At 69.4% G+C, this 18,191-nt stretch carries 14 protein-coding genes; 8 read left to right on the top strand and 6 right to left on the bottom strand.

The genetic code is table 11. The annotated features are described in order from the left end of the window. Positions 1 to 102: 102 nt before the first annotated feature. Both ACSDR0_RS14415 and ACSDR0_RS14410 read right to left on the bottom strand, forming a co-directional pair. Complete coding sequence (locus ACSDR0_RS14415; RefSeq protein ID WP_435289287.1) at positions 103 to 666, bottom strand: DUF1707 SHOCT-like domain-containing protein; 564 nt, start codon at positions 664 to 666, stop codon at positions 103 to 105. 7 nt (positions 667 to 673) lie between these two features. Beyond that, on the bottom strand, positions 674 to 1,456 hold the full coding sequence (locus ACSDR0_RS14410) for a PadR family transcriptional regulator (protein ID WP_435289286.1): 783 nt from the start codon (positions 1,454 to 1,456) through the stop codon (positions 674 to 676). Between the two features lie 943 nt (positions 1,457 to 2,399). Here ACSDR0_RS14410 and ACSDR0_RS14405 point away from each other — a divergent pair. From ACSDR0_RS14405 to ACSDR0_RS14380, 6 genes are all read left to right on the top strand, one after another. Then, positions 2,400 to 3,128: a metal-dependent hydrolase gene (locus ACSDR0_RS14405; RefSeq protein ID WP_435289285.1), complete on the top strand. Its 729-nt coding sequence runs from the start codon at positions 2,400 to 2,402 to the stop codon at positions 3,126 to 3,128. Positions 3,129 to 3,318: 190 nt separating this feature from the next. Further along, positions 3,319 to 6,090, top strand: a complete 2,772-nt coding sequence (acnA, locus tag ACSDR0_RS14400) for an aconitate hydratase AcnA (protein ID WP_435289284.1) — start codon at positions 3,319 to 3,321, stop codon at positions 6,088 to 6,090. Between the two features lie 493 nt (positions 6,091 to 6,583). Continuing rightward, positions 6,584 to 7,696: a sugar ABC transporter substrate-binding protein gene (locus ACSDR0_RS14395; protein WP_435289283.1), complete on the top strand. Its 1,113-nt coding sequence runs from the start codon at positions 6,584 to 6,586 to the stop codon at positions 7,694 to 7,696. A gap of 201 nt (positions 7,697 to 7,897) precedes the next feature. Further along, a complete protein-coding gene (locus tag ACSDR0_RS14390; RefSeq protein WP_435289282.1) occupies positions 7,898 to 8,662 on the top strand; it encodes an ATP-binding cassette domain-containing protein in 765 nt (254 codons plus the stop codon). Next, positions 8,659 to 9,906 (top strand): sugar ABC transporter permease, encoded by a 1,248-nt coding sequence (locus ACSDR0_RS14385; RefSeq protein WP_435289281.1) that lies wholly within the window; start codon positions 8,659 to 8,661, stop codon positions 9,904 to 9,906. Before ACSDR0_RS14390 ends, ACSDR0_RS14385 begins: the two co-directional genes overlap by 4 nt. Before the next feature lie 35 nt (positions 9,907 to 9,941). Beyond that, positions 9,942 to 11,150 (top strand): ROK family transcriptional regulator, encoded by a 1,209-nt coding sequence (locus ACSDR0_RS14380; RefSeq protein ID WP_435289280.1) that lies wholly within the window; start codon positions 9,942 to 9,944, stop codon positions 11,148 to 11,150. 234 nt (positions 11,151 to 11,384) lie between these two features. Here the strand turns inward: ACSDR0_RS14380 and ACSDR0_RS14375 are convergent, their stop codons facing one another. The 3 genes from ACSDR0_RS14375 to ACSDR0_RS14365 form a co-directional block, all read right to left on the bottom strand. Further along, a complete protein-coding gene (locus ACSDR0_RS14375) occupies positions 11,385 to 11,753 on the bottom strand; it encodes a hypothetical protein (RefSeq protein ID WP_435289279.1) in 369 nt (122 codons plus the stop codon). Between the two features lie 278 nt (positions 11,754 to 12,031). Then, positions 12,032 to 12,814: a neutral zinc metallopeptidase gene (locus tag ACSDR0_RS14370; protein WP_435289278.1), complete on the bottom strand. Its 783-nt coding sequence runs from the start codon at positions 12,812 to 12,814 to the stop codon at positions 12,032 to 12,034. A 144-nt stretch (positions 12,815 to 12,958) separates the two neighbouring features. Then, positions 12,959 to 13,786, bottom strand: a complete 828-nt coding sequence (locus ACSDR0_RS14365; RefSeq protein ID WP_435289277.1) for a neutral zinc metallopeptidase — start codon at positions 13,784 to 13,786, stop codon at positions 12,959 to 12,961. A gap of 182 nt (positions 13,787 to 13,968) precedes the next feature. On the opposite strand from ACSDR0_RS14365, the gene dxs reads away from it, so the two are divergent. Continuing rightward, on the top strand, positions 13,969 to 15,888 hold the full coding sequence (gene dxs, locus ACSDR0_RS14360; RefSeq protein ID WP_435289276.1) for a 1-deoxy-D-xylulose-5-phosphate synthase: 1,920 nt from the start codon (positions 13,969 to 13,971) through the stop codon (positions 15,886 to 15,888). 25 nt (positions 15,889 to 15,913) lie between these two features. Here the strand turns inward: dxs and ACSDR0_RS14355 are convergent, their stop codons facing one another. Continuing rightward, positions 15,914 to 16,618 carry a DedA family protein gene (locus ACSDR0_RS14355; protein WP_435289275.1) on the bottom strand — a complete coding sequence of 235 codons (705 nt, stop codon included), beginning with the start codon at positions 16,616 to 16,618 and terminating at the stop codon, positions 15,914 to 15,916. A gap of 97 nt (positions 16,619 to 16,715) precedes the next feature. Here ACSDR0_RS14355 and ACSDR0_RS14350 point away from each other — a divergent pair, with 97 nt between their 5' ends. Then, on the top strand, positions 16,716 to 18,176 hold the full coding sequence (locus tag ACSDR0_RS14350) for an amino acid permease (protein ID WP_435289274.1): 1,461 nt from the start codon (positions 16,716 to 16,718) through the stop codon (positions 18,174 to 18,176). Positions 18,177 to 18,191: the final 15 nt, after the last annotated feature.

Here is an 18,191-nt window from a genome sequence, read left to right as displayed (position 1 = left end):
CGTACCGGTCCCGGCGAGGGCGCCCCGCGGGGAGCGGCGACGGGCGAGCGCGCCGCGAGCCGCTCGCCCGCCCACGCCGGCCGGAGGCGGGCCGGATACGGATCAGAACCCGGCCGGGGGGCCCACCCGGCGGGAACGCGTCCTGGAGCGCCCCCGCCCGCGGCCGAGCATGCCCAGCACGGCCATCACCAGCCAGGCCAGGAAGACGAACTTGAGCACCCCGAACCCGCCGATCAGCACCCCGGCCACCAGCACCAGGATCATCAGGGGAAAGAGCGGCGGCGGCCCGCCGCGGTGGCCCATGTGGTGGTGGCTCCAGCCCGGGTGGTGACGGCCCCAGTGATGGGTGTGCCCGCGGCGCCGGCCCGGTCCCGGCCCCCAGGGCCCCCTGCCCGGCCCCCAGGGGGTTTTCCCCGGGCCCCAGGGGGCTCCCGCGCCCCAGGGACCCCAGGCGTCCTCGGCCTCCTCCGCCCGGGGGGTGCTCGGGCCGGGAAGGTCCGCGCTCACCCGGGCCAGCTCGCCGCCCGTCCGCGCGGAAAGGGTCAGTTCGAGGCGCTCGTCGAGCTCCTCACGAGTCAGGCGGCCCTGCACGTAGTGCTCGCGCAGGGACTCCATCGCCACGTCACGCTCGGCGTCTCCGATACGGAGGTCGTCTCGGGGCGTCATGGTCGGGTCACTCCTCGCCGGTGTCGCCGTCGGCCAAGATCTGGTAGAGCTTGCGGCGCGTCTCGACCAGGGTCTGCTTCGCCTGCCGGATCTGCGCGTCGCTGCCGGTCTGCAGGATCTGGAGCATGGCGAACCCCGACTGGCGGGTGATGTCCATCAGCTCCCAGGTGCTGTCGTCGACCTCGGGCGTCATCTCCTCCCACGGGGCGCGCACCTCGTCGGAGTGCTCGGCCACGTAGGCGCGCCCGGCGTCGGTGAGGCTGAAGGTCTTGCGGCCCTCGTTCTCCTCGGCCAGGACCAGTCCCTCGTCGGTGAGCTGCTGCAGGGCCGGGTAGACCGCTCCGGGGCTGGGCTTCCAGCCGCCCTCGCTGCGCCGCTCGATCTCCTGGATGATCTGGTAGCCGTTGTGCGACGACTCGGTGAGCAGGGCGAGGATCGCCGCGCGGACGTCGCCGCGCTTCGCCTTGCGCCCGCGCCCGAACGGCGGGCCGCCGAAGGGACCTCCGCCGAACGGGCCTCTGCCCCCCCTGCCGCCCCGGCCGAGGTCCCAGGGGAACCCGCCGAAGGGGAAGGGGCCGCGGTGGCCGCGGTGGTCGCGGTGGCGGTGCTCGTGAGGGCCGCCCTCGTGGTGTGCGTGGTGCGGCGCGCGGGGGCCGTGCTCCGGACCGCCCTCGTGCCATCCGGCGGCCATCTGCCGCCATGCCTCCCTGGCCGCGCGCTTCATCTCGCGCCTGACCTCGTGGGATCCGAATCCGGCCCAGGGGCCGCCCATCGCGTTGGACGATGTCATGTCGTACCTCCATATCGCGATCTTCTTTTGACCACTCTCGATGCTTCAAAGATATATCGAGAACATTCTGACGGCAACCTCGTGTCACGAAATATGGGGTTCTGTGGGATGCGGGGGTGTCTGATCGTCGGCAGTCGCGGGATCGCGTTTTAGCGGCCCGCATCCGGTCCCGGCCGCCCGTATCGCCCTCCGCCGTGCCGCTCGTACGGGAGGTCCGCCGCACCGCCGTCCGCCGGACCGGGAGCCTTCGTGCCCAGGTCTGGGCGGTCTGGGCGGTCGGCTCGCGCGAGGCCTCGGGGCCTTCTCCTCGCCTCCCGGGGTCGCTTTCGGCCGTCGTTGCCGAGAGTGATGATCCGTTACTCTACGTAGAAGTGAGGCAGATCACGTAATTCTTGCCGGATTCTGGAACAAGCACTGAGACCTGCACGTTACAAAGGACGTAGACGGGATTCGTTCCGTGCCGGAAGGGCTGGGGGGTGCTTTCGGTGCGGAACGGTCCCGTCTGTCGTTTTCGCACGCCCCCGCTTGATCGCGACCCTCCCGAGTCCTCGGGCGAGACCCTCTCTGGTTCTTGATCGCGCTCGCGTTCGGGCCTCCGGTGAAGACATCCCGGAAAGTTCCCCGCGATACCCACCTCATCGGGACGATCACTCCGCCGTGACACTCTCCGGCCCCGCCCGAGGCACCATTCGCCCGTTCCATCCGTTCCCCATTCGTAGGAAGATGCGGATGGCAGTCACCTCTCGTGAAGGGACGGGAAGATCGAAGCGGACCATCGTCGCCCCCGGGCGACCCTGGAATCGGCGGAAAACGATCAGCGCTCACGCGCCGGGGCCATCCCGCCCCCGCGACACGCCGACGGCGTGAAATGGCACGGTCCTCCATCTGGGGGAGGCTTTGGCGTACAGTCTCCCGAGGTGATCTTGATGGGGGTGTTTGGCCGATGATGGGGCATACGCATGCGCTGACGGGTGCGATCGCCTGGCTGGGGGTGGCACCGGCGCTGGCCGCGCTGCCCTTGCTGACCGAGACGTCCAGATACATCGAGACCGGCGTCATGGTCAACGCGCTCAATCCGGCCGAGTTCATCGCCGGGGCCATCATCTGCGCCGGTGCCGCGATGCTGCCGGACCTCGACCATCCGAGCGCGACGATCGCGCAGACGTTCGGGCCGGTCACCTGGGGCCTGAGCAAGGCGGTCTCGTGGCTCGCCGGAGGCCACCGCAACGCCACCCACTCGCTGGTCTTCGCGATCGCCATGGGCTTCGGCGCGCACTACCTGGCCAACACCCATCCGATCGGCCGCGACATCCTGGTGGTCCTGCTCATCGGCCTGTCGCTGCGGTCGATCGGCATCGGCATCCCGGGCAAGAAGTTCGCCTCGGCGATGCTCAACGTCGGCATGACGGCCGGGCTGTTCGTGGTGTTCCGCAGCGACAACGTGGAATACGCCTGGATGGGACTGGCGGTCGCGATCGGATGCCTGACCCACGTCATGGGCGACTGCTGCACCGAGAAGGGCTGTCCGGTGCTCTGGCCGATGCGGCAGAAGTGGCTGCTGCCGTGGAAGATCGGCATCAAGACGGGCCGCGCCTTCGAGCAGAAGTTTCTCGCCCCGGTACTTTCTGTCGTCGTTCTCGGGTTGCTGTATCTCCGTCTCGCCCCGCAGTGATCATACTGAGGAGTAATTTGATGTCGAGATACCCGGAGGGATATCTTGATATCGAGACATCCACTGCAACCTGTGAGTGACCTGCGAGTTAGGCATACCTAACAGTCAAGGGCGCTCGGGCGGTGCGGCAGGATTCAATCGCGCCTTATGTGCCGGCGCGCCAGACATCAGGTGATGAGGGAGGCGAACCGTGTCCGCGAACAGCTTCGGCAGCCGTGACACGCTCCGCGTCGGTGACGCGGAATACGAGATCTACCGGCTGGACGCCGTGGAGGGCTCGGGGCGTCTCCCGTACAGCCTGAAGATCCTTCTGGAGAACCTTCTCCGTACGGAGGACGGCGCGAACATCACCGCCGACCACATCCGCGCGATCGGCCAGTGGGACCCGAAGGCGGCCCCGAACGTGGAGATCCAGTTCACGCCGGCCCGCGTGATCATGCAGGACTTCACCGGCGTCCCGTGCGTCGTCGACCTGGCGACCATGCGCGAGGCCGTCCGCGACCTCGGCGGCGACCCCGCCAGGATCAACCCGCTCGCCCCGGCCGAGATGGTCATCGACCACTCGGTCATCGTCGACTTCTTCGGCGGGGCCGACTCCTTCCAGCGCAACGTCGACAGGGAGTACGAGCGCAACCGCGAGCGCTACCAGTTCCTGCGCTGGGGCCAGACCGCCTTCGACGAGTTCAAGGTCGTCCCGCCGGGCACCGGCATCGTGCACCAGGTCAACATCGAGCACCTGGCCCGCGTCGTGATGGTCCGCGAGGGGAAGGCGTATCCCGACACCTGCGTCGGCACCGACTCCCACACCACCATGGAGAACGGCATCGGCGTCCTGGGCTGGGGCGTCGGCGGCATCGAGGCCGAGGCCGCGATGCTCGGCCAGCCGATCTCCATGCTCATCCCGCGCGTGGTCGGCTTCAAGCTGACCGGCAAGCTCCCCGCCGGGGCCACCGCCACCGACCTGGTGCTCACGATCACCGAGATGCTCCGCAAGCACGGCGTCGTCGGCAAGTTCGTGGAGTTCTACGGCGACGGCGTCTCCAGCGTGCCGCTGGCCAACCGGGCCACGATCGGCAACATGAGCCCCGAGTTCGGCTCGACCTGCGCGATCTTCCCGATCGACGGCCAGACGACCGACTACCTCACGCTGACCGGCCGCTCCGCCGAGCAGGTCGCCCTGGTCGAGGCCTACGCCAAGACCCAGGGCATGTGGCTCGACCCCGAGGCCGAGGAGCCGGTCTTCTCCGAGTACATCGAGCTGGACCTGTCCACGGTCGTCCCGTCGATCGCCGGCCCCAAGCGTCCCCAGGACCGCATCGCGCTGTCGGACGCCAAGAGCGCCTGGCGCGCGGCCGTCAAGGACTACGTGTCGAGCGAGCAGGGCCCGCTCGACGAGGCGTCCGGCGAGTCGTTCCCCGCCTCCGACTCCCCGGCGGTCTCCCACAACGACAACGGCGACAAGCCGCACCCGGCCGGCCTCAACGGTGAGCGCCCGCACAAGGTGGTGCAGGTCACCCTGGCCGACGGCACCGGCTTCGAGATCGACCACGGCGTGGTGACCATCGCCGCGATCACCAGCTGCACCAACACCTCCAACCCGTACGTCATGATGGGCGCCGCGCTGCTCGCCAGGAACGCGGTCGAGAAGGGCCTGACCCGCAAGCCGTGGGTCAAGACCTCGCTGGCCCCCGGCTCGCAGGTCGTCACCGGCTACTTCGAGCGCTCCGGCCTGCAGCCGTACCTCGACAAGATCGGTTTCAACCTGGTCGGCTACGGCTGCACCACCTGCATCGGCAACTCGGGCCCGCTGCAGGAGGAGATCTCCGCCGCCATCCAGGAGAACGACCTCGCGGTCACCGCCGTGCTGTCGGGCAACCGCAACTTCGAGGGCCGGATCAACCCCGACGTCAAGATGAACTACCTGGCCTCGCCGCCGCTGGTCGTCGCCTACGCCCTCGCGGGCACCATGGACCTCGACCTGAACAACGAGCCGCTGGGTGTGGGCTCGGACGGCGAGCCGGTGTTCCTCGCCGACATCTGGCCGGCTCCCGAGGAGATCGCGGCGGTCGTCGCCTCCTCGATCGACCAGGAGATGTTCCTGCACGACTACGCCGACGTGTTCAAGGGCGACGAGACCTGGCGCTCGCTGCCGATCCCGACCGGCAACACCTTCGAGTGGGACCCCGACTCGACCTACGTCCGCAAGGCCCCGTACTTCGAGGGCATGCCGCCCGAGCCGGAGCCGGTGACCGACATCTCCGGAGCCCGGGTGCTCGCGAAGCTGGGCGACTCGGTCACCACCGACCACATCTCCCCGGCGGGTGCCATCAAGGTCGGCACCCCCGCCGCCGACTACCTGAAGGAGCACGGCGTCGGGGTCAAGGACTTCAACTCCTACGGCTCGCGCCGCGGCAACCACGAGGTCATGATCCGCGGCACCTTCGCCAACATCCGGCTGAGGAACCTGCTGCTCGACGGCGTGGAGGGCGGCTACACCCGCGACTTCACCCTTGAGGGCGGGCCGCAGTCCTTCATCTACGACGCCTCGGCCAACTACCAGGCCGCGGGCATCCCGCTCGTGGTCCTGGCCGGCAAGGAGTACGGTTCGGGCTCCTCGCGCGACTGGGCGGCCAAGGGCACCGCGCTGCTCGGCGTCCGCGCCGTCGTCGCCGAGTCCTACGAGCGCATCCACCGCTCCAACCTGATCGGCATGGGCGTGCTGCCGCTGCAGTTCCCCGAGGGGGAGACGGCGCAGTCGCTCGGCCTGACCGGTGAGGAGACCTTCGACGTCGTCGGCGTCGAGGCCCTCAACGAGGGCGGCGTCCCGCAGACCGTGACGGTCAGGGCCGACGGCAAGGAGTTCCAGGCGGTCGTGCGCATCGACACCCCCGGCGAGGCCGACTACTACCGGCACGGGGGCATCATGCAGTACGTCCTGCGCTCCCTGCTCGCCAAGAGCTGAGCAGGGGGGCGGGGCCGCACGTAAGCCTCGCCCGCATGGGGGCACACCCCAGACGAGAACCGCCCGGCGGGACACCATCCCGCCGGGCGGTTCCGTGCTTTCCGGGGTCTTCCGCGTTTCCCGGGGGGCGCGGGGGTGATGGGGCCCTGACCGCGGAGGTTTCGGCGGTGTCGCGAGGGAGAGGGCCGGGAGCGAGGGCGCTGTGCCGCCTCGAAAAAGCGGGCAGGTCAGGCCGGTGATCGCCATAACGGCGGGGACATGGGGAGAGTAAAGGACCGTATGTAACCGAGGCGGTTAAGAGCGCGTTTCTGGATTGTTACCGGCCACAACAAACTTTACCTCTGGGAGGTCTGGCGCTCCAGGCCAACGGCGGAATACGTTGCCGCAAACAACATTCAACGGAACGGTGAGCCGAGACCCGGCAAGCCCTACCCGCGAATTCGGCATGCCGCACGTCCGTACCCCCCATTTTCGAAGAAAGGACCCGTGCACCATGCGCAAGGGGATCCTCAGCCTTACCGCCGCCGCCGCGGCGATGACCCTCGGCCTCACCGCTTGCGGGAGCGACAGCCCCGAAACCAGCGCCTCGAGCAGCGCAGCCCCTTCGGAGAGCACGGCCGCGGGCAAGGTCGGCGTCATCCTCCCCGACAGCAAGTCCTCCGCCCGCTGGGAGACCGCGGACCGCAAGTACCTGGAGGAGGCGTTCAAGGCCGCGGGTGTCGCCTACGACATCCAGAACGCCCAGGGCGACAAGACCCAGTTCCAGACCATCGCCGACCAGATGATCACCAACGGGGCCACGGTCCTGATGATCGTCAACCTCGACAGCGGCACCGGCAAGGCCGTGCTCGACAAGGCCAAGGCGCAGGGCGTGGCCACCATCGACTACGACCGCCTCACCCTCAACGGCGGCGCCCAGTACTACGTCAGCTTCGACAACACCAAGGTCGGCACCCTGCAGGGTGAGGGCCTGGTGAAGTGCCTGACCGACAAGAAGGCCGAGAAGCCGATCGTCGCCGAGCTCAACGGCTCGCCGACCGACAACAACGCCACGCTGTTCAAGAACGGCTACGACGGCGTGCTCAAGCCCAAGTACGACTCCGGCGACTACGTCAAGGGCCCCGACCAGTCGGTCCCCGACTGGGACAACGCCCAGGCCGGCACGATCTTCGAGCAGATGCTCACCGAGCAGCCGAAGATTGCCGGCGTCCTGGCCGCCAACGACGGTCTCGGCAACGCCGCCATCTCCGTCCTCAAGAAGAACAGCCTGAACGGCAAGGTCCCGGTCACCGGCCAGGACGCCACCGTGCAGGGCCTGCAGAACATCCTCGCCGGCGACCAGTGCATGACGGTCTACAAGGCGATCAAGAAGGAGGCCGACGCGGCCGCCACGCTGGCCATCGGCCTGGCCAAGGGCGAGAAGCCCGCGGCGACCGGCACGGTCAAGGACACCGAGAGCGGCGCCGACGTGCCCGCCGTCCTCCTCGACCCGCAGCCGATCTTCTTCGACAGCGTCAAGGACGTCGTCGCCGACGGCTTCGTGACCAAGGACGAGCTGTGCACCGGTGAGTTCGCCGCCAAGTGCACCGAGGCCGGAATCCAGTAAGGCGTGGAGGGCGCGGCCGGTCGTCCCCCGGCCGGCCGCGCCCTCGCGCTCGATCGCGGCACACCCCACCCTGTGACGCCGGGAGACGCGGCAGGTGAGCGTCTCCCGGCGCCGGCGGCAGCGACAGGGCAGGACGCCGCCCGCAGGCGCCCGAGCCGCGCGAGCTTCGCCCCGCGCAATGAACACAGGGAGCACAACCCCATGACCCCCGCACTGGAACTCCGCGGGATCGACAAGAGTTTCGGTCCCGTACAGGTTCTGCACGACGTCTCCCTCTCCGCGTACTCCGGAGAGGTGACCGCGCTGGTCGGCGACAACGGCGCAGGAAAGTCCACCCTCGTCAAATGCGTCGGCGGCATCCACCCGATCGACTCCGGCGAGTACTTCTTCGACGGCAAGGCCGTCCAGATCGGCAGCCCGCGCGACGCGGCCGACCTGGGCATCGAGATCGTCTACCAGGACCTCGCGCTCTGCGACAACCTCGACATCGTCCAGAACATGTTCCTCGGCCGCGAGCACAAGCGCGGCATCGTCCTCGACGAGGACACGATGGAGGAGATGGCGGCCAGGACCCTGGAGAGCCTCTCGGTCAGGACCGTCAAATCCATCCGCCAGCTCGTCGCCAGCCTCTCCGGCGGCCAGCGCCAGACGGTGGCCATCGCCAAGGCCGTGCTGTGGAACAGCAAGGTCGTCATCCTCGACGAGCCGACCGCCGCCCTCGGCGTCGCCCAGACGGCGCAGGTGCTGGAACTGGTCCGGCGCCTGGCCGACCAGGGCCTGGCCGTCGTCCTGATCTCACACAACATGAACGACGTCTTCGCCGTGTCCGACCGGATCGCCACCCTCTACCTCGGCCGGATGGCGGCCCAGGTCAAGACCTCGGACGTCACCCACGCGCAGGTCGTCGAACTGATCACCTCTGGCCGCAGCGGGGACCTCGGCCTCACCAACGGAGTCACCGTATGACCGCCACGATTTCGCCGAAGACCGCACACGAGGCACCCTCGATCAGGACCAACGTCCGCGGCTACGCCGAGAGGGTACGCGGCGGCGACATGGGCGCGCTGCCCGCGGTGTTCGGCCTCGTGGTGCTCTGCACGATCTTCGCCATCCTGCGGCCCTCCTTCCTGACGTCGGGCAACTTCGCCAACCTGTTCACCCAGGGCGCCGCGGTCACCGTGATCGCCATGGGCCTGGTCTTCGTGCTGCTCCTCGGCGAGATCGACCTGTCGGCGGGCTTCGCCAGCGGTGTCTGCGCCGCGGTGCTCGCGATCATGCTCAGCAGCCAGGGACTGCCCTGGTACGTGGCGGTGGGCGCGGCGATCCTCACCGGCGTGGTGATCGGCACCGCGATCGGCTCCATCGTCGCGAAACTCGGCATCCCGTCGTTCGTGGTGACGCTCGCGGCCTTCCTGGCCTTCCAGGGCCTGGTCCTGCTGCTCGTCAAGGGCGGCACCATCATCGCCATCCGCGACGAGACCATCCTCTCGATCGCCAACAAGAACCTCCCGCCCACACTGGGCTGGATCCTGCTGGCCGTGGGCGTCGCCGCCTACGCCGGACTCCAGCTGCTGCGCTCCCAGAAGCGCGCCTCCCGGGGCCTGACCTCCGACCCGATCTCGCTGATCGCGGTCAGGGTCGGCGCCCTCGCGCTGCTCGGCGGCCTCGCCGTCTACTTCCTCAACATCGAGCGCAGCCGCAACGTCGCCGTCGTCTCCCTGGCGGGCGTGCCGCTCGTGGTGCCCATCATCGTGGTGCTGCTGCTGATCCTGACGTTCGTGCTCCGCCGCACGGCGTACGGGCGCCACCTGTACGCGGTCGGCGGCAACGCCGAGGCCGCGCGCCGGGCGGGCATCAACGTCGACCGGATGAAGATCAGCGCCTTCGTGATCTGTTCCTCCATGGCCGCCGTCGGCGGCATCATCGCCGCCTCGCGGGCCAGCTCCGTCGACCCCAACACCGGCGGCAGCAACGTGCTGCTCTACGCGGTCGGCGCCGCCGTCATCGGCGGCACCAGCCTGTTCGGCGGCAAGGGCCGGGTGCTGGACGCCATCCTCGGCGGCGCCGTGGTCGCGGTCATCGAGAACGGCATGGGCCTGATGGGCTACAGCTCCGGTGTGAAGTTCATGGTGACCGGATCGGTTCTGTTGCTGGCCGCCATGGTGGACGCGCTGTCCCGCAAGCGGGCGGCCGCCACTGGTCTAAGGTGATCAGCGACTCCGATTCACCGAAGGAACACCACGCCATGCGGGCAGGCCCCTCCCAAGAGGAGATCAGGCGTCACAACCTTGGGGCACTGCTCAGACACGTCCATCTGAGTGGCCCCACCTCGCGCGCGGAGCTCACCAACCGGATGGGCCTCAACCGCAGCACCATCATGGCCCTCACCGCCGATCTGACCGCCGCCGGGCTGGTCAGGGAGGAACTCCCCAGGGAGACGGGCAGAGCCGGGCGTCCGTCCCTGGTGGTCCGCCCGGAGTCGGCGCGGGTCTACGTGTTCGCCCTCGACGTGGGCGTCGACCGGCTGGTCGCCGCCCGCGTCGGCCTGGGCGGCACCATCCTCGACCGCCGCGAGACGGTACGGCGGCGCGGGGACTTCTCCCTGGAGGAGATCGTCGGCCCGCTCGCCGCCTTCGCCCGGCAGATGCACCGCAGGACCCGGCCTGACACGGTGTGCGTCGGGGTGGCGGCGGCCTTCTCCGGGGGAGTGGGCCGCGGCGACGGGGTCATCAGGTTCGGGCCGAACATGGTCACCGTGGACGACGTGCCGTTCGCCGACGAGATGACCCGCCGGCTGGCCTTCGGCCTGCCGGTCACCGTCGGCAACGACGCCAACCTCGCCGCCCTCGCCGAGCAGACCCGGGGCGTCGGTGTCGGCTGCCGCGACCTCGTCTACCTCCACGGGGACGTCGGCATCGGCGGGGGAGTGATCGTCAACGGCCAGCTGCTCGGCGGCCACCTGGGCTTCGGCGGCGAGGTCGGGCACATGATCGTCAATCCCGACAAGGGCCGCCTCTGCGGGTGCGGCTCGCACGGTTGCCTGGAGGCGGAGGTCGGGGAGCGTGCCCTCCTGGAGGCCGCGGGCCGCTTCGGCTCCCAGGTCGGCAGGGACGCCGTCCGCGCGGTGGTCGACGCCGCGGACCGGGGAGACGTCGTCGCGCAGGCGGCCCTGAGCCGCGTCGGCGACTGGCTCGGCCTGGGCGTCTCCAACCTCGTCAATCTGTTCAACCCGGAGATGGTCGTCTTCGGGGGGACGCTCAGGGAGATCTATCTCGGCTCCGCCGCGCAGGTCCGCAGCCGTCTCGCCCTCGACGCCCTGCCCCCGTGTCGTGAGCACCTGCGCCTGCGCACCTCGGCCCTCGGCGATGACGCCACTCTCGTCGGCGCCGCCGAGCTGGCCTTCTCCCAGGTCCTCGCCGACCCCCTCGAAGTCCTCGCCCGCGCGGGCTCCTGACTTTTCCGCGTCCTCCCGCGTCCTCCCGCGCCCTTCCGCGCTGTCCGGCGGGGCGAGGAGCGGGGGGCATCCCGCCGCCGTGGGCGGGGCGTCCCGAGCCGGTGGGGTTCGTGGCCGGGGCGATCCGCGTTCCATAGTGATCCGCGTCGCGTGGTGATCCGTGTTCGGTGGTGATTCGTGGGATGTCGCGCTGTCGGCACCCAGGGCCCGTGGGTGCCGGCGGCGGTGCGGGTGTTACTTGACGAGACCGGCGACCAGGTGACGCAGTTCGATGTGACCGGCCTTGAGCTCGGCGACGTCACCCTCGACGCGCTTCATGGAGAGTTCGAGGCTGCCGACGGAGCGCTTGACCACGGAGAGCTCCTCGCGCAGCTCGGCGTGCCCGGTTCGCATCTCGGCGCGCAGTTCGTCCTGCCCGGCGCGCAGTTCGTCCTGTCCGGTTCGGAGTTTGTCCATCTCCGTCCGGATTCCAGACATCTCCGTCCGTAGGTCGGTCAGGACCTCGAGGATCCCGGCGCTGACCACCCTGCCTTCCTCGTTCTGCAGGCGGAGCTTGGCGACGTCCGTTTCCAGGACGCGCAGGCGGATGTCTGTGGTGTCCATATCTGTCTTTCTCCTTGCCGTCGACCAGCGGGGGGACCGAGCCTGGTTCCGTGGCGTGGAGGGCGCTCACGGGGAGGGTCGTTCAGGCGGCGTCGCCAGGTTACCGAACGTCACAGGTCCGTCGCCACTCGTGGTCGCGTTTCGGGGGAGACCGCTCGCGCCGGGCGGGGATGAGGCCTCTAACCCCGTGGGGGACAGGACTTACACCGGGTGGAAAAGAAGGACCACCCGTCGCGCGTCCGGGGGACGGCGGCGGGTGGTCCTCGAAGGTCGGAGGGTCAGGAGACCCTGGACTTGGGGGCGGTGAAGGTGTTGCAGGCGCCAGGGGTCTCCTGCTGGAAACCGCGGGTCACCCAGTAGGCGATGTTCTTGGCCGTGCCGTGGCTGGCCGTGCTGTAGGCGGCGTTCAGGACGTACCTGTAGTCCGACTCGCGGCGGTTAAGCGAGCGCCAGATGCTGCCGATGAAGGCGCCGCTCAGGCATTCGGCCTGGAGCTCGATCTTGCGTATCTCGGCGAGCAGGGCCTTCTCGTTCTTGTACTTCCGGGAGTCGACGGCCGTCAGGATCCCGGAGAGCTGCTGGACGTGGTGCCCGTACTCGTGCGCCAGGGTCTGGAGCAGGAACAGCTCGGTCGCCTGGGAGAGGATCCCCTTGCTGAGGTAGAAGGTGATCTTCTTGTTCGCCGAGCAGTAGATCGCCTGGGCGCCCTTGGGGAACTTGCCGCAGCCGGTCGGGACGCCGATGCGCGAGGTGACGGCGAACCGGGGCTTGGAGAAGGGCAGTTTCGCCTTGGCGAACTGGTACTCCCAGCCCTCGTTGAGACAGTCCAGAGCGAAGCTGAGATAGGTCTCCGCGGTCTCCAGGTCGTCGTTGTAGACGGGTTGCTCCGGACAGGCGTCCGGTTCGAGCTTGCCCGTCTTGTAGATCGGGTTGGCGGTCAGGGCGGCCTTGCCCGTGGGCACCGGTGCGAGGTGCCCGGTGGTGGCCGCCGCGCCCGCCGTACCGGAGAGCAGCGTGCTCACGAGCACGCCGGAGAGGAGTGCGATAAGGGGGATGCGCATGATTCTCAACCCTAGGGGAGGTTAAAGGGGGGGTAAAGCTGATATGCGGCCACGCTCGGGGAGCGTGGCCGCATATCGCGGGTTCGTGCCGGGGTCAGGCGGCGCGAGGGTGGTGCCGAGGGGTGTGCGAGGGCGGTACGAAGGTCAGGCGACGCGGCCGGTGGGGGCCGTCCAGGTGTTGCAGCCGGATGGGGAGCCGGCGTTGTAACCGCGCTCCATCCAGTAGGCCTGGCTCCGGCCCTTGCCGTGGTCGTTCTTGGGCCAGTTCTTGTGCCCGTTGGCGTTGACCCAGCTGACCATCGCCTCCCACTGCGCCTGCTCGACCGGCAGGTCGTCGGCGATCTGGCGCAGGAAGGCGGAGCCCAGGCAGTCGGCCTGCAGTTCGAGGCGGCGGGAGAAGGCCAGCTTGGCGGAGGAGGAGGCGCGCCAGATGCTGTTGCCGTAGTAGTCCATGATGCCCGCGAGGCGCTGCACGTGGTGACCGTACTCGTGGGCGATGAACTGGGCGTGGTTGGCCGGGAAGGCGTTCTTCAGGACCTCACGCGTGACACCGATGTAGATGGTGCGGTTGCTGGAGCAGTACAGCCCCCCGGCGCTGCTGGGCCACCGGCCGCAGGGGGTGTTCACCTTGGTGGTGGAGAAACGCAGTCTGGGCTGGGAGAACGCCAGGTTGGTCTTCCTGAACTGGGTCTTCCAGGCCAGGTTCAGGCAGCGGATCATCTTGGTCACGAAGGTCCGGTAGGAGGCCGCGCTCCCCGCGCGGATCTGTCCGGCCTGACAGCGCATGGTGGGCAGGGTGCCGGTGCGGTAGAGGGGACTGGCCGTCGCGGCGGCCCGGCCGCGCGGGGGTGCCTGCTTCCTGGCGGAGGTGGTCGTGCTCGGCGTCGTCTGGGTGACCGGCGCGACCTGCTGCGAGGCGGAGGTCGCGGCGGTCCGTGAGTCGGACGCGTTGGCTGTGTCCAGGCCCGTCACCAGGGCAAACATCAACGAGGCGGCAACAAGAGGCGATAGTTGCCTAAAGGGGAGAGTTTTCATGGTGGGGCAAAGGTTATTGCAAGTGTGGATAAAGCGTGCAGAATCGCCGCTCTCGGGGGTTGTGTTCCCCATCGCAACTAGACTCGTCGTGACGTTGACTGGACAGAGGGGATGATTCCGTGAGCGAGCGGACCGGGCAGCCTGGAAATCTTCTGGAGTCGGTCAAGGGACCAGGAGACCTCAAGCGCTTGGCGGTGGACGAGCTACCGGTCCTCGCCGCGGAGATCAGGGATCTCCTGATCTCCTCCACCGCCCGCAGTGGCGGTCACCTCGGCCCCAACCTCGGCGTCGTCGAGCTGACGATCGCGATGCACCGGGTCTTCGACTCGCCGCACGACCCCATTCTGTGGGACACCGGCCACCAGGCCTACGTCCACAAGATGCTCACCGGCCGGGCCGGGCAGTTCGACACGCTCCGTCAGGAGGGCGGCCTGTCGGGCTACCCGAGCCAGAGCGAGTCCGAGCACGACATCATCGAGAACTCCCACGCCTCGACCGCGCTGTCGTACGCCGACGGCCTGGCCAAGGCGTACAGGGTGCGCGGCGAGGTGGACCGCACGGTCGTCGCGGTGATCGGGGACGGGGCGCTCACCGGTGGCATGGCCTGGGAGGCGCTCAACAACATCGCGGGGCGCAAGGACCTGCCACTGATCATCGTGGTCAACGACAACGGCCGCTCCTACTCGCCCACCATCGGCGGGCTCGCCTCACACCTGGCCTCCCTGCGCACCAACCAGCGCTACGAGGACGTGCTCGACTTCGTCAAGGGCAACCTGACCAGGGTCCCGGTGGTCGGCGCTCCCGTCTACGACGCCCTGCACGGCGTCAAGAAGGGCATCAAGGACGTCCTGGCCCCGCAGGTCATGTTCGAGGACCTCGGCCTGAAGTACATCGGGCTGGTCGACGGCCACGACGAGCAGGCCGTGGAGGCCGCGCTGCGCAGGGCCCGCGACTTCCGCCGCCCGGTCATCGTGCACGTGCTCACCAAGAAGGGCTTCGGCTACTCCCCGGCGGAGAACCACGACGAGGACTGCTTCCACTCGCCGGGCGTCTTCGACCCGCTGACCGGTGAGGAGAAGCCGAAGCCGCACGGCTGGACCAACGTCTTCGGCCAGGAGATGGTGCGCCTGGGCGCCGAGCGGCGCGACATCGTGGCGATCACCGCCGCGATGCTCGGCCCCACCGGCCTGATCCCGTTCTCCGAGGCCTACCCCGACCGCCTCTACGACGTCGGCATCGCCGAGCAGCACGCCCTGACCAGCGCCGCCGGCCTGGCGCTCGGCGGCCTGCACCCGGTGGTGGCGGTCTACGCCACCTTCCTCAACCGGGCCTTCGACCAGCTCCTGATGGACGTCGCCCTGCACCGGCTCCCCGTCACGGTCGTGCTCGACCGGGCGGGCGTCACCGGCGACGACGGCGCCAGCCACAACGGCATGTGGGACCTGTCGATCCTGCAGGTCGTCCCCGGCCTGTCGATCGCCGTTCCCCGCGACGAGCCCCGCCTGCGCGAATTGCTGGCCGAGGCCGTGAAGATCGACGACGGTCCGAGCGTCCTGCGCTACCCCAAGGGAGCGGTGGCCACCGAGACCGAGGCGGTCGGCCGCCTCGGCGAGATGGACGTGCTGCGCGCGGGCGACCCCGACGTGCTGCTCGTGTCCGTGGGACCGATGGCCGAACTGTGCCTGGAGGCCGCCGACCTGCTCGACGCCCAGGGCATCTCCGCCACGGTGGTCGACCCGCGCTGGGTCAAGCCCCTGGACGAGGCCCTGGTCCCGGCCGCCCGCGCCCACAAGCTGGTCGTGGTGGTCGAGGACAACGGCCGGGTGGGCGCGGTCGGCGACGCGGTCGCCCGCATGCTGCGCGACGCCGACGTGGACGTGCCGGTCCGCACGTACGGCATCCCGCAGCGCTTCCTCGACCACGCCAAGCGTCCGAGGATCCTCAGCGAGATCGGCCTGACCTCGCAGGACATCGCCCGCCAGATCACCGAGGCGATCGCGAAGCGCTCCCCGGCCCTGGAGAACCACCCGACCCGCTGAACGAGAGCCCCCCGGTCTCTCCCCGCTATCCGAGGACCTTCCGGCCCGCCTCGCCGGAGCCGGCCGCGCCGCCGGTGCCGCTCGTGTCACCCGCGTCGTCGCCCGTGCCCGCCGCCTCCCGCGGCGGGCGGGCACGGCGGTTGATCACGACGAGGCCCGCGACCACGACGGCCACGCACGCGAAGATCGGTACCAGCAGGTGCTGGTTCTCGCGCAGGGCCTCACCCGCGAGGGCGCCCAGCGACAGGTAGACGCCCACCCAGAGCGCGGCGCCCGCCAGAGCCCAGCGGATGAAGCGCGTGTACGGCATGCTCAGGCTCCCGGCGACGACCGGGGTGAGCGAGCCGACCACGGGCAGGAAGCAGGCGGCGGCCAGAGCCGGGCCGTTGCCCGCGCCCGTGGCCAGTTGCTCGGCCCGCGACCAGCGCCGCTCGCCGATCCTGCGCCCGGCCCCGCTGAGGCGCAGCCGCGATCCGTACCGGCGGCCGACGAGCCAGCCGCCGGTGGCGTACAGGGCGTACCCGGCGCACCCGGCGACCGCCACCGCCGCGATCTCCCACGGACCCGCCAGCGCCGCCCCCGCCACGAGGAGCGCCGCGACACCGGGTATCAGCGAGCCGGCGATCGCCAGCACGGCGAGGAGTATCGAGCCGACCAGGTACGGAGACGACGACTGCAGCATGTCCAGGAGCATGACCCCAGGATCGCGGTCGTGAGCGGTGGGCGGCATCGGGGACCTCCCCCTAAACAACCCCGAGTTCGCCGTTCGGCCGCCGATCCGCTGGGCATGTGATCTGCGACACGGAACCGGCGGTCGAGGAGGGGCCATGGGCGTCTTGCGCGTCAAGTCGGTAGAACAATCGATCTTGGATACCGAGGCGCCGGAACACCGGTTGCGCAAGGATCTCAGCGCGCTGGACCTCACCGTCTTCGGGATCGGCGTCATCGTCGGCACCGGCATCTTCGTGCTCACCGGCCGGGTCGCCAGGGAGATGGCCGGGCCCGCGGTCGCCCTGTCCTTCGTGGTCGCGGGCGTCGTCTGCGCGCTGGCGGCGCTCTGCTACGCCGAGTTCGCCTCCACCGTCCCGGTGGCCGGGTCCGCCTACACCTTCGCCTTCGCCACCCTCGGCGAGTTTCCCGCCTGGATCATCGGCTGGGACCTGATGCTGGAGATGATGCTCGGCGCCGCGGTCGTCGCGGTCGGCTGGTCGGGATACCTGACCTCGCTGCTGGCGTCCCTGGGGGTGACGCTGCCCGGCGCGATCGCGGGGGAGGGGGCGGCGTTCAACCTGCCCGCCGCACTGATCGTGCTGATCCTCACCGCGATCCTGGTCATCGGGATCAAGCTGTCGTCCCGGTTCAACCTGGTCATCGTCACGATCAAGCTCGCGGTGATCCTGCTGGTCATCGTTGCCGGCCTGTTCTTCGTCAGGGCCGCCAACTACTCGCCGTTCATCCCGCCGGCCAAGCCGACCCCCGCCGTGGAGGGACTGTCCGCGCCGCTGATCCAGGTGCTGTTCGGGATCACCCCGGTCGCGTACGGGGTGCTGGGCGTCTTCAGCGCCGCGGCCATCGTGTTCTTCGCCTACATCGGCTTCGACGTGGTCGCCACCGCGGCCGAGGAGACGCGCGACCCGCAGCGGGACCTGCCCATCGGCATCCTGTCCTCGCTCGCCATCTGCACGGTGCTGTACGTCGCGGTATCCCTGGTCGTGGTCGGCATGCAGCCCTACAGCGGGCTCAGCGAGGCCGCGCCGCTGGCCGACGCGTTCAAGGCGGTCGGCCAGACCTGGGCCGCGTCGCTGATCAGCGTCGGCGCCCTGGCGGGCCTGACGACGGTCGTGATGATCCTCATGCTGGGCATGTCACGGGTGATGTTCGCCATGTGCCGCGACAACCTGCTGCCGCGCGGGCTGGCCAAGGTCCATCCCCGATATCGGACCCCGTACCTCATCACCATCATGATGGGCCTCGTCGTCGCGGCCCTGGCCGGGCTGGTGCCGCTGGCCACCATCGCCGAGCTGGTCAACATCGGCACGCTCTTCGCGTTCGTGGTGGTCTCGATCGCGGTGGTCATCCTCCGCCGTACCCGCCCCGACCTGCCGCGTTCCTTCCGCACCCCGCTTGTGCCGCTGGTGCCGATCCTGTCGGTGCTCGCCTGCGTCTACCTGATGCTCAACCTCCCGGTGGAGACCTGGCTCAGGTTCGTGGCGTGGATGCTCCTCGGGATCCTGATCTACTTCGGGTACGGCCACCGGCACAGCAGGCTGTCGGAGCGCTCCCGGTGACGCCGTACGGCCCCC

Source organism: Streptosporangium sp. G11 (genome assembly GCF_051192615.1).
In the GTDB taxonomy this organism is placed as follows: Bacteria; Actinomycetota; Actinomycetes; order Streptosporangiales; family Streptosporangiaceae; genus Streptosporangium.
This window is presented reverse-complemented; position numbering and strand designations above follow the sequence as displayed.

Coding starts and splice junctions, on each gene's coding strand:
- ACSDR0_RS14370 (WP_435289278.1), bottom strand. CDS start 12,814: ATGCGCATCCCCCTTATCGCACTCCTCTCCGGCGTGCTCGTGAGCACG.
- ACSDR0_RS14380 (WP_435289280.1), top strand. CDS start 9,942: ATGCGGGCAGGCCCCTCCCAAGAGGAGATCAGGCGTCACAACCTTGGG.
- ACSDR0_RS14375 (WP_435289279.1), bottom strand. CDS start 11,753: ATGGACACCACAGACATCCGCCTGCGCGTCCTGGAAACGGACGTCGCC.
- ACSDR0_RS14385 (WP_435289281.1), top strand. CDS start 8,659: ATGACCGCCACGATTTCGCCGAAGACCGCACACGAGGCACCCTCGATC.
- ACSDR0_RS14410 (WP_435289286.1), bottom strand. CDS start 1,456: ATGACATCGTCCAACGCGATGGGCGGCCCCTGGGCCGGATTCGGATCC.
- ACSDR0_RS14405 (WP_435289285.1), top strand. CDS start 2,400: ATGATGGGGCATACGCATGCGCTGACGGGTGCGATCGCCTGGCTGGGG.
- ACSDR0_RS14415 (WP_435289287.1), bottom strand. CDS start 666: ATGACGCCCCGAGACGACCTCCGTATCGGAGACGCCGAGCGTGACGTG.
- ACSDR0_RS14390 (WP_435289282.1), top strand. CDS start 7,898: ATGACCCCCGCACTGGAACTCCGCGGGATCGACAAGAGTTTCGGTCCC.
- ACSDR0_RS14355 (WP_435289275.1), bottom strand. CDS start 16,618: ATGCCGCCCACCGCTCACGACCGCGATCCTGGGGTCATGCTCCTGGAC.
- ACSDR0_RS14395 (WP_435289283.1), top strand. CDS start 6,584: ATGCGCAAGGGGATCCTCAGCCTTACCGCCGCCGCCGCGGCGATGACC.
- ACSDR0_RS14350 (WP_435289274.1), top strand. CDS start 16,716: ATGGGCGTCTTGCGCGTCAAGTCGGTAGAACAATCGATCTTGGATACC.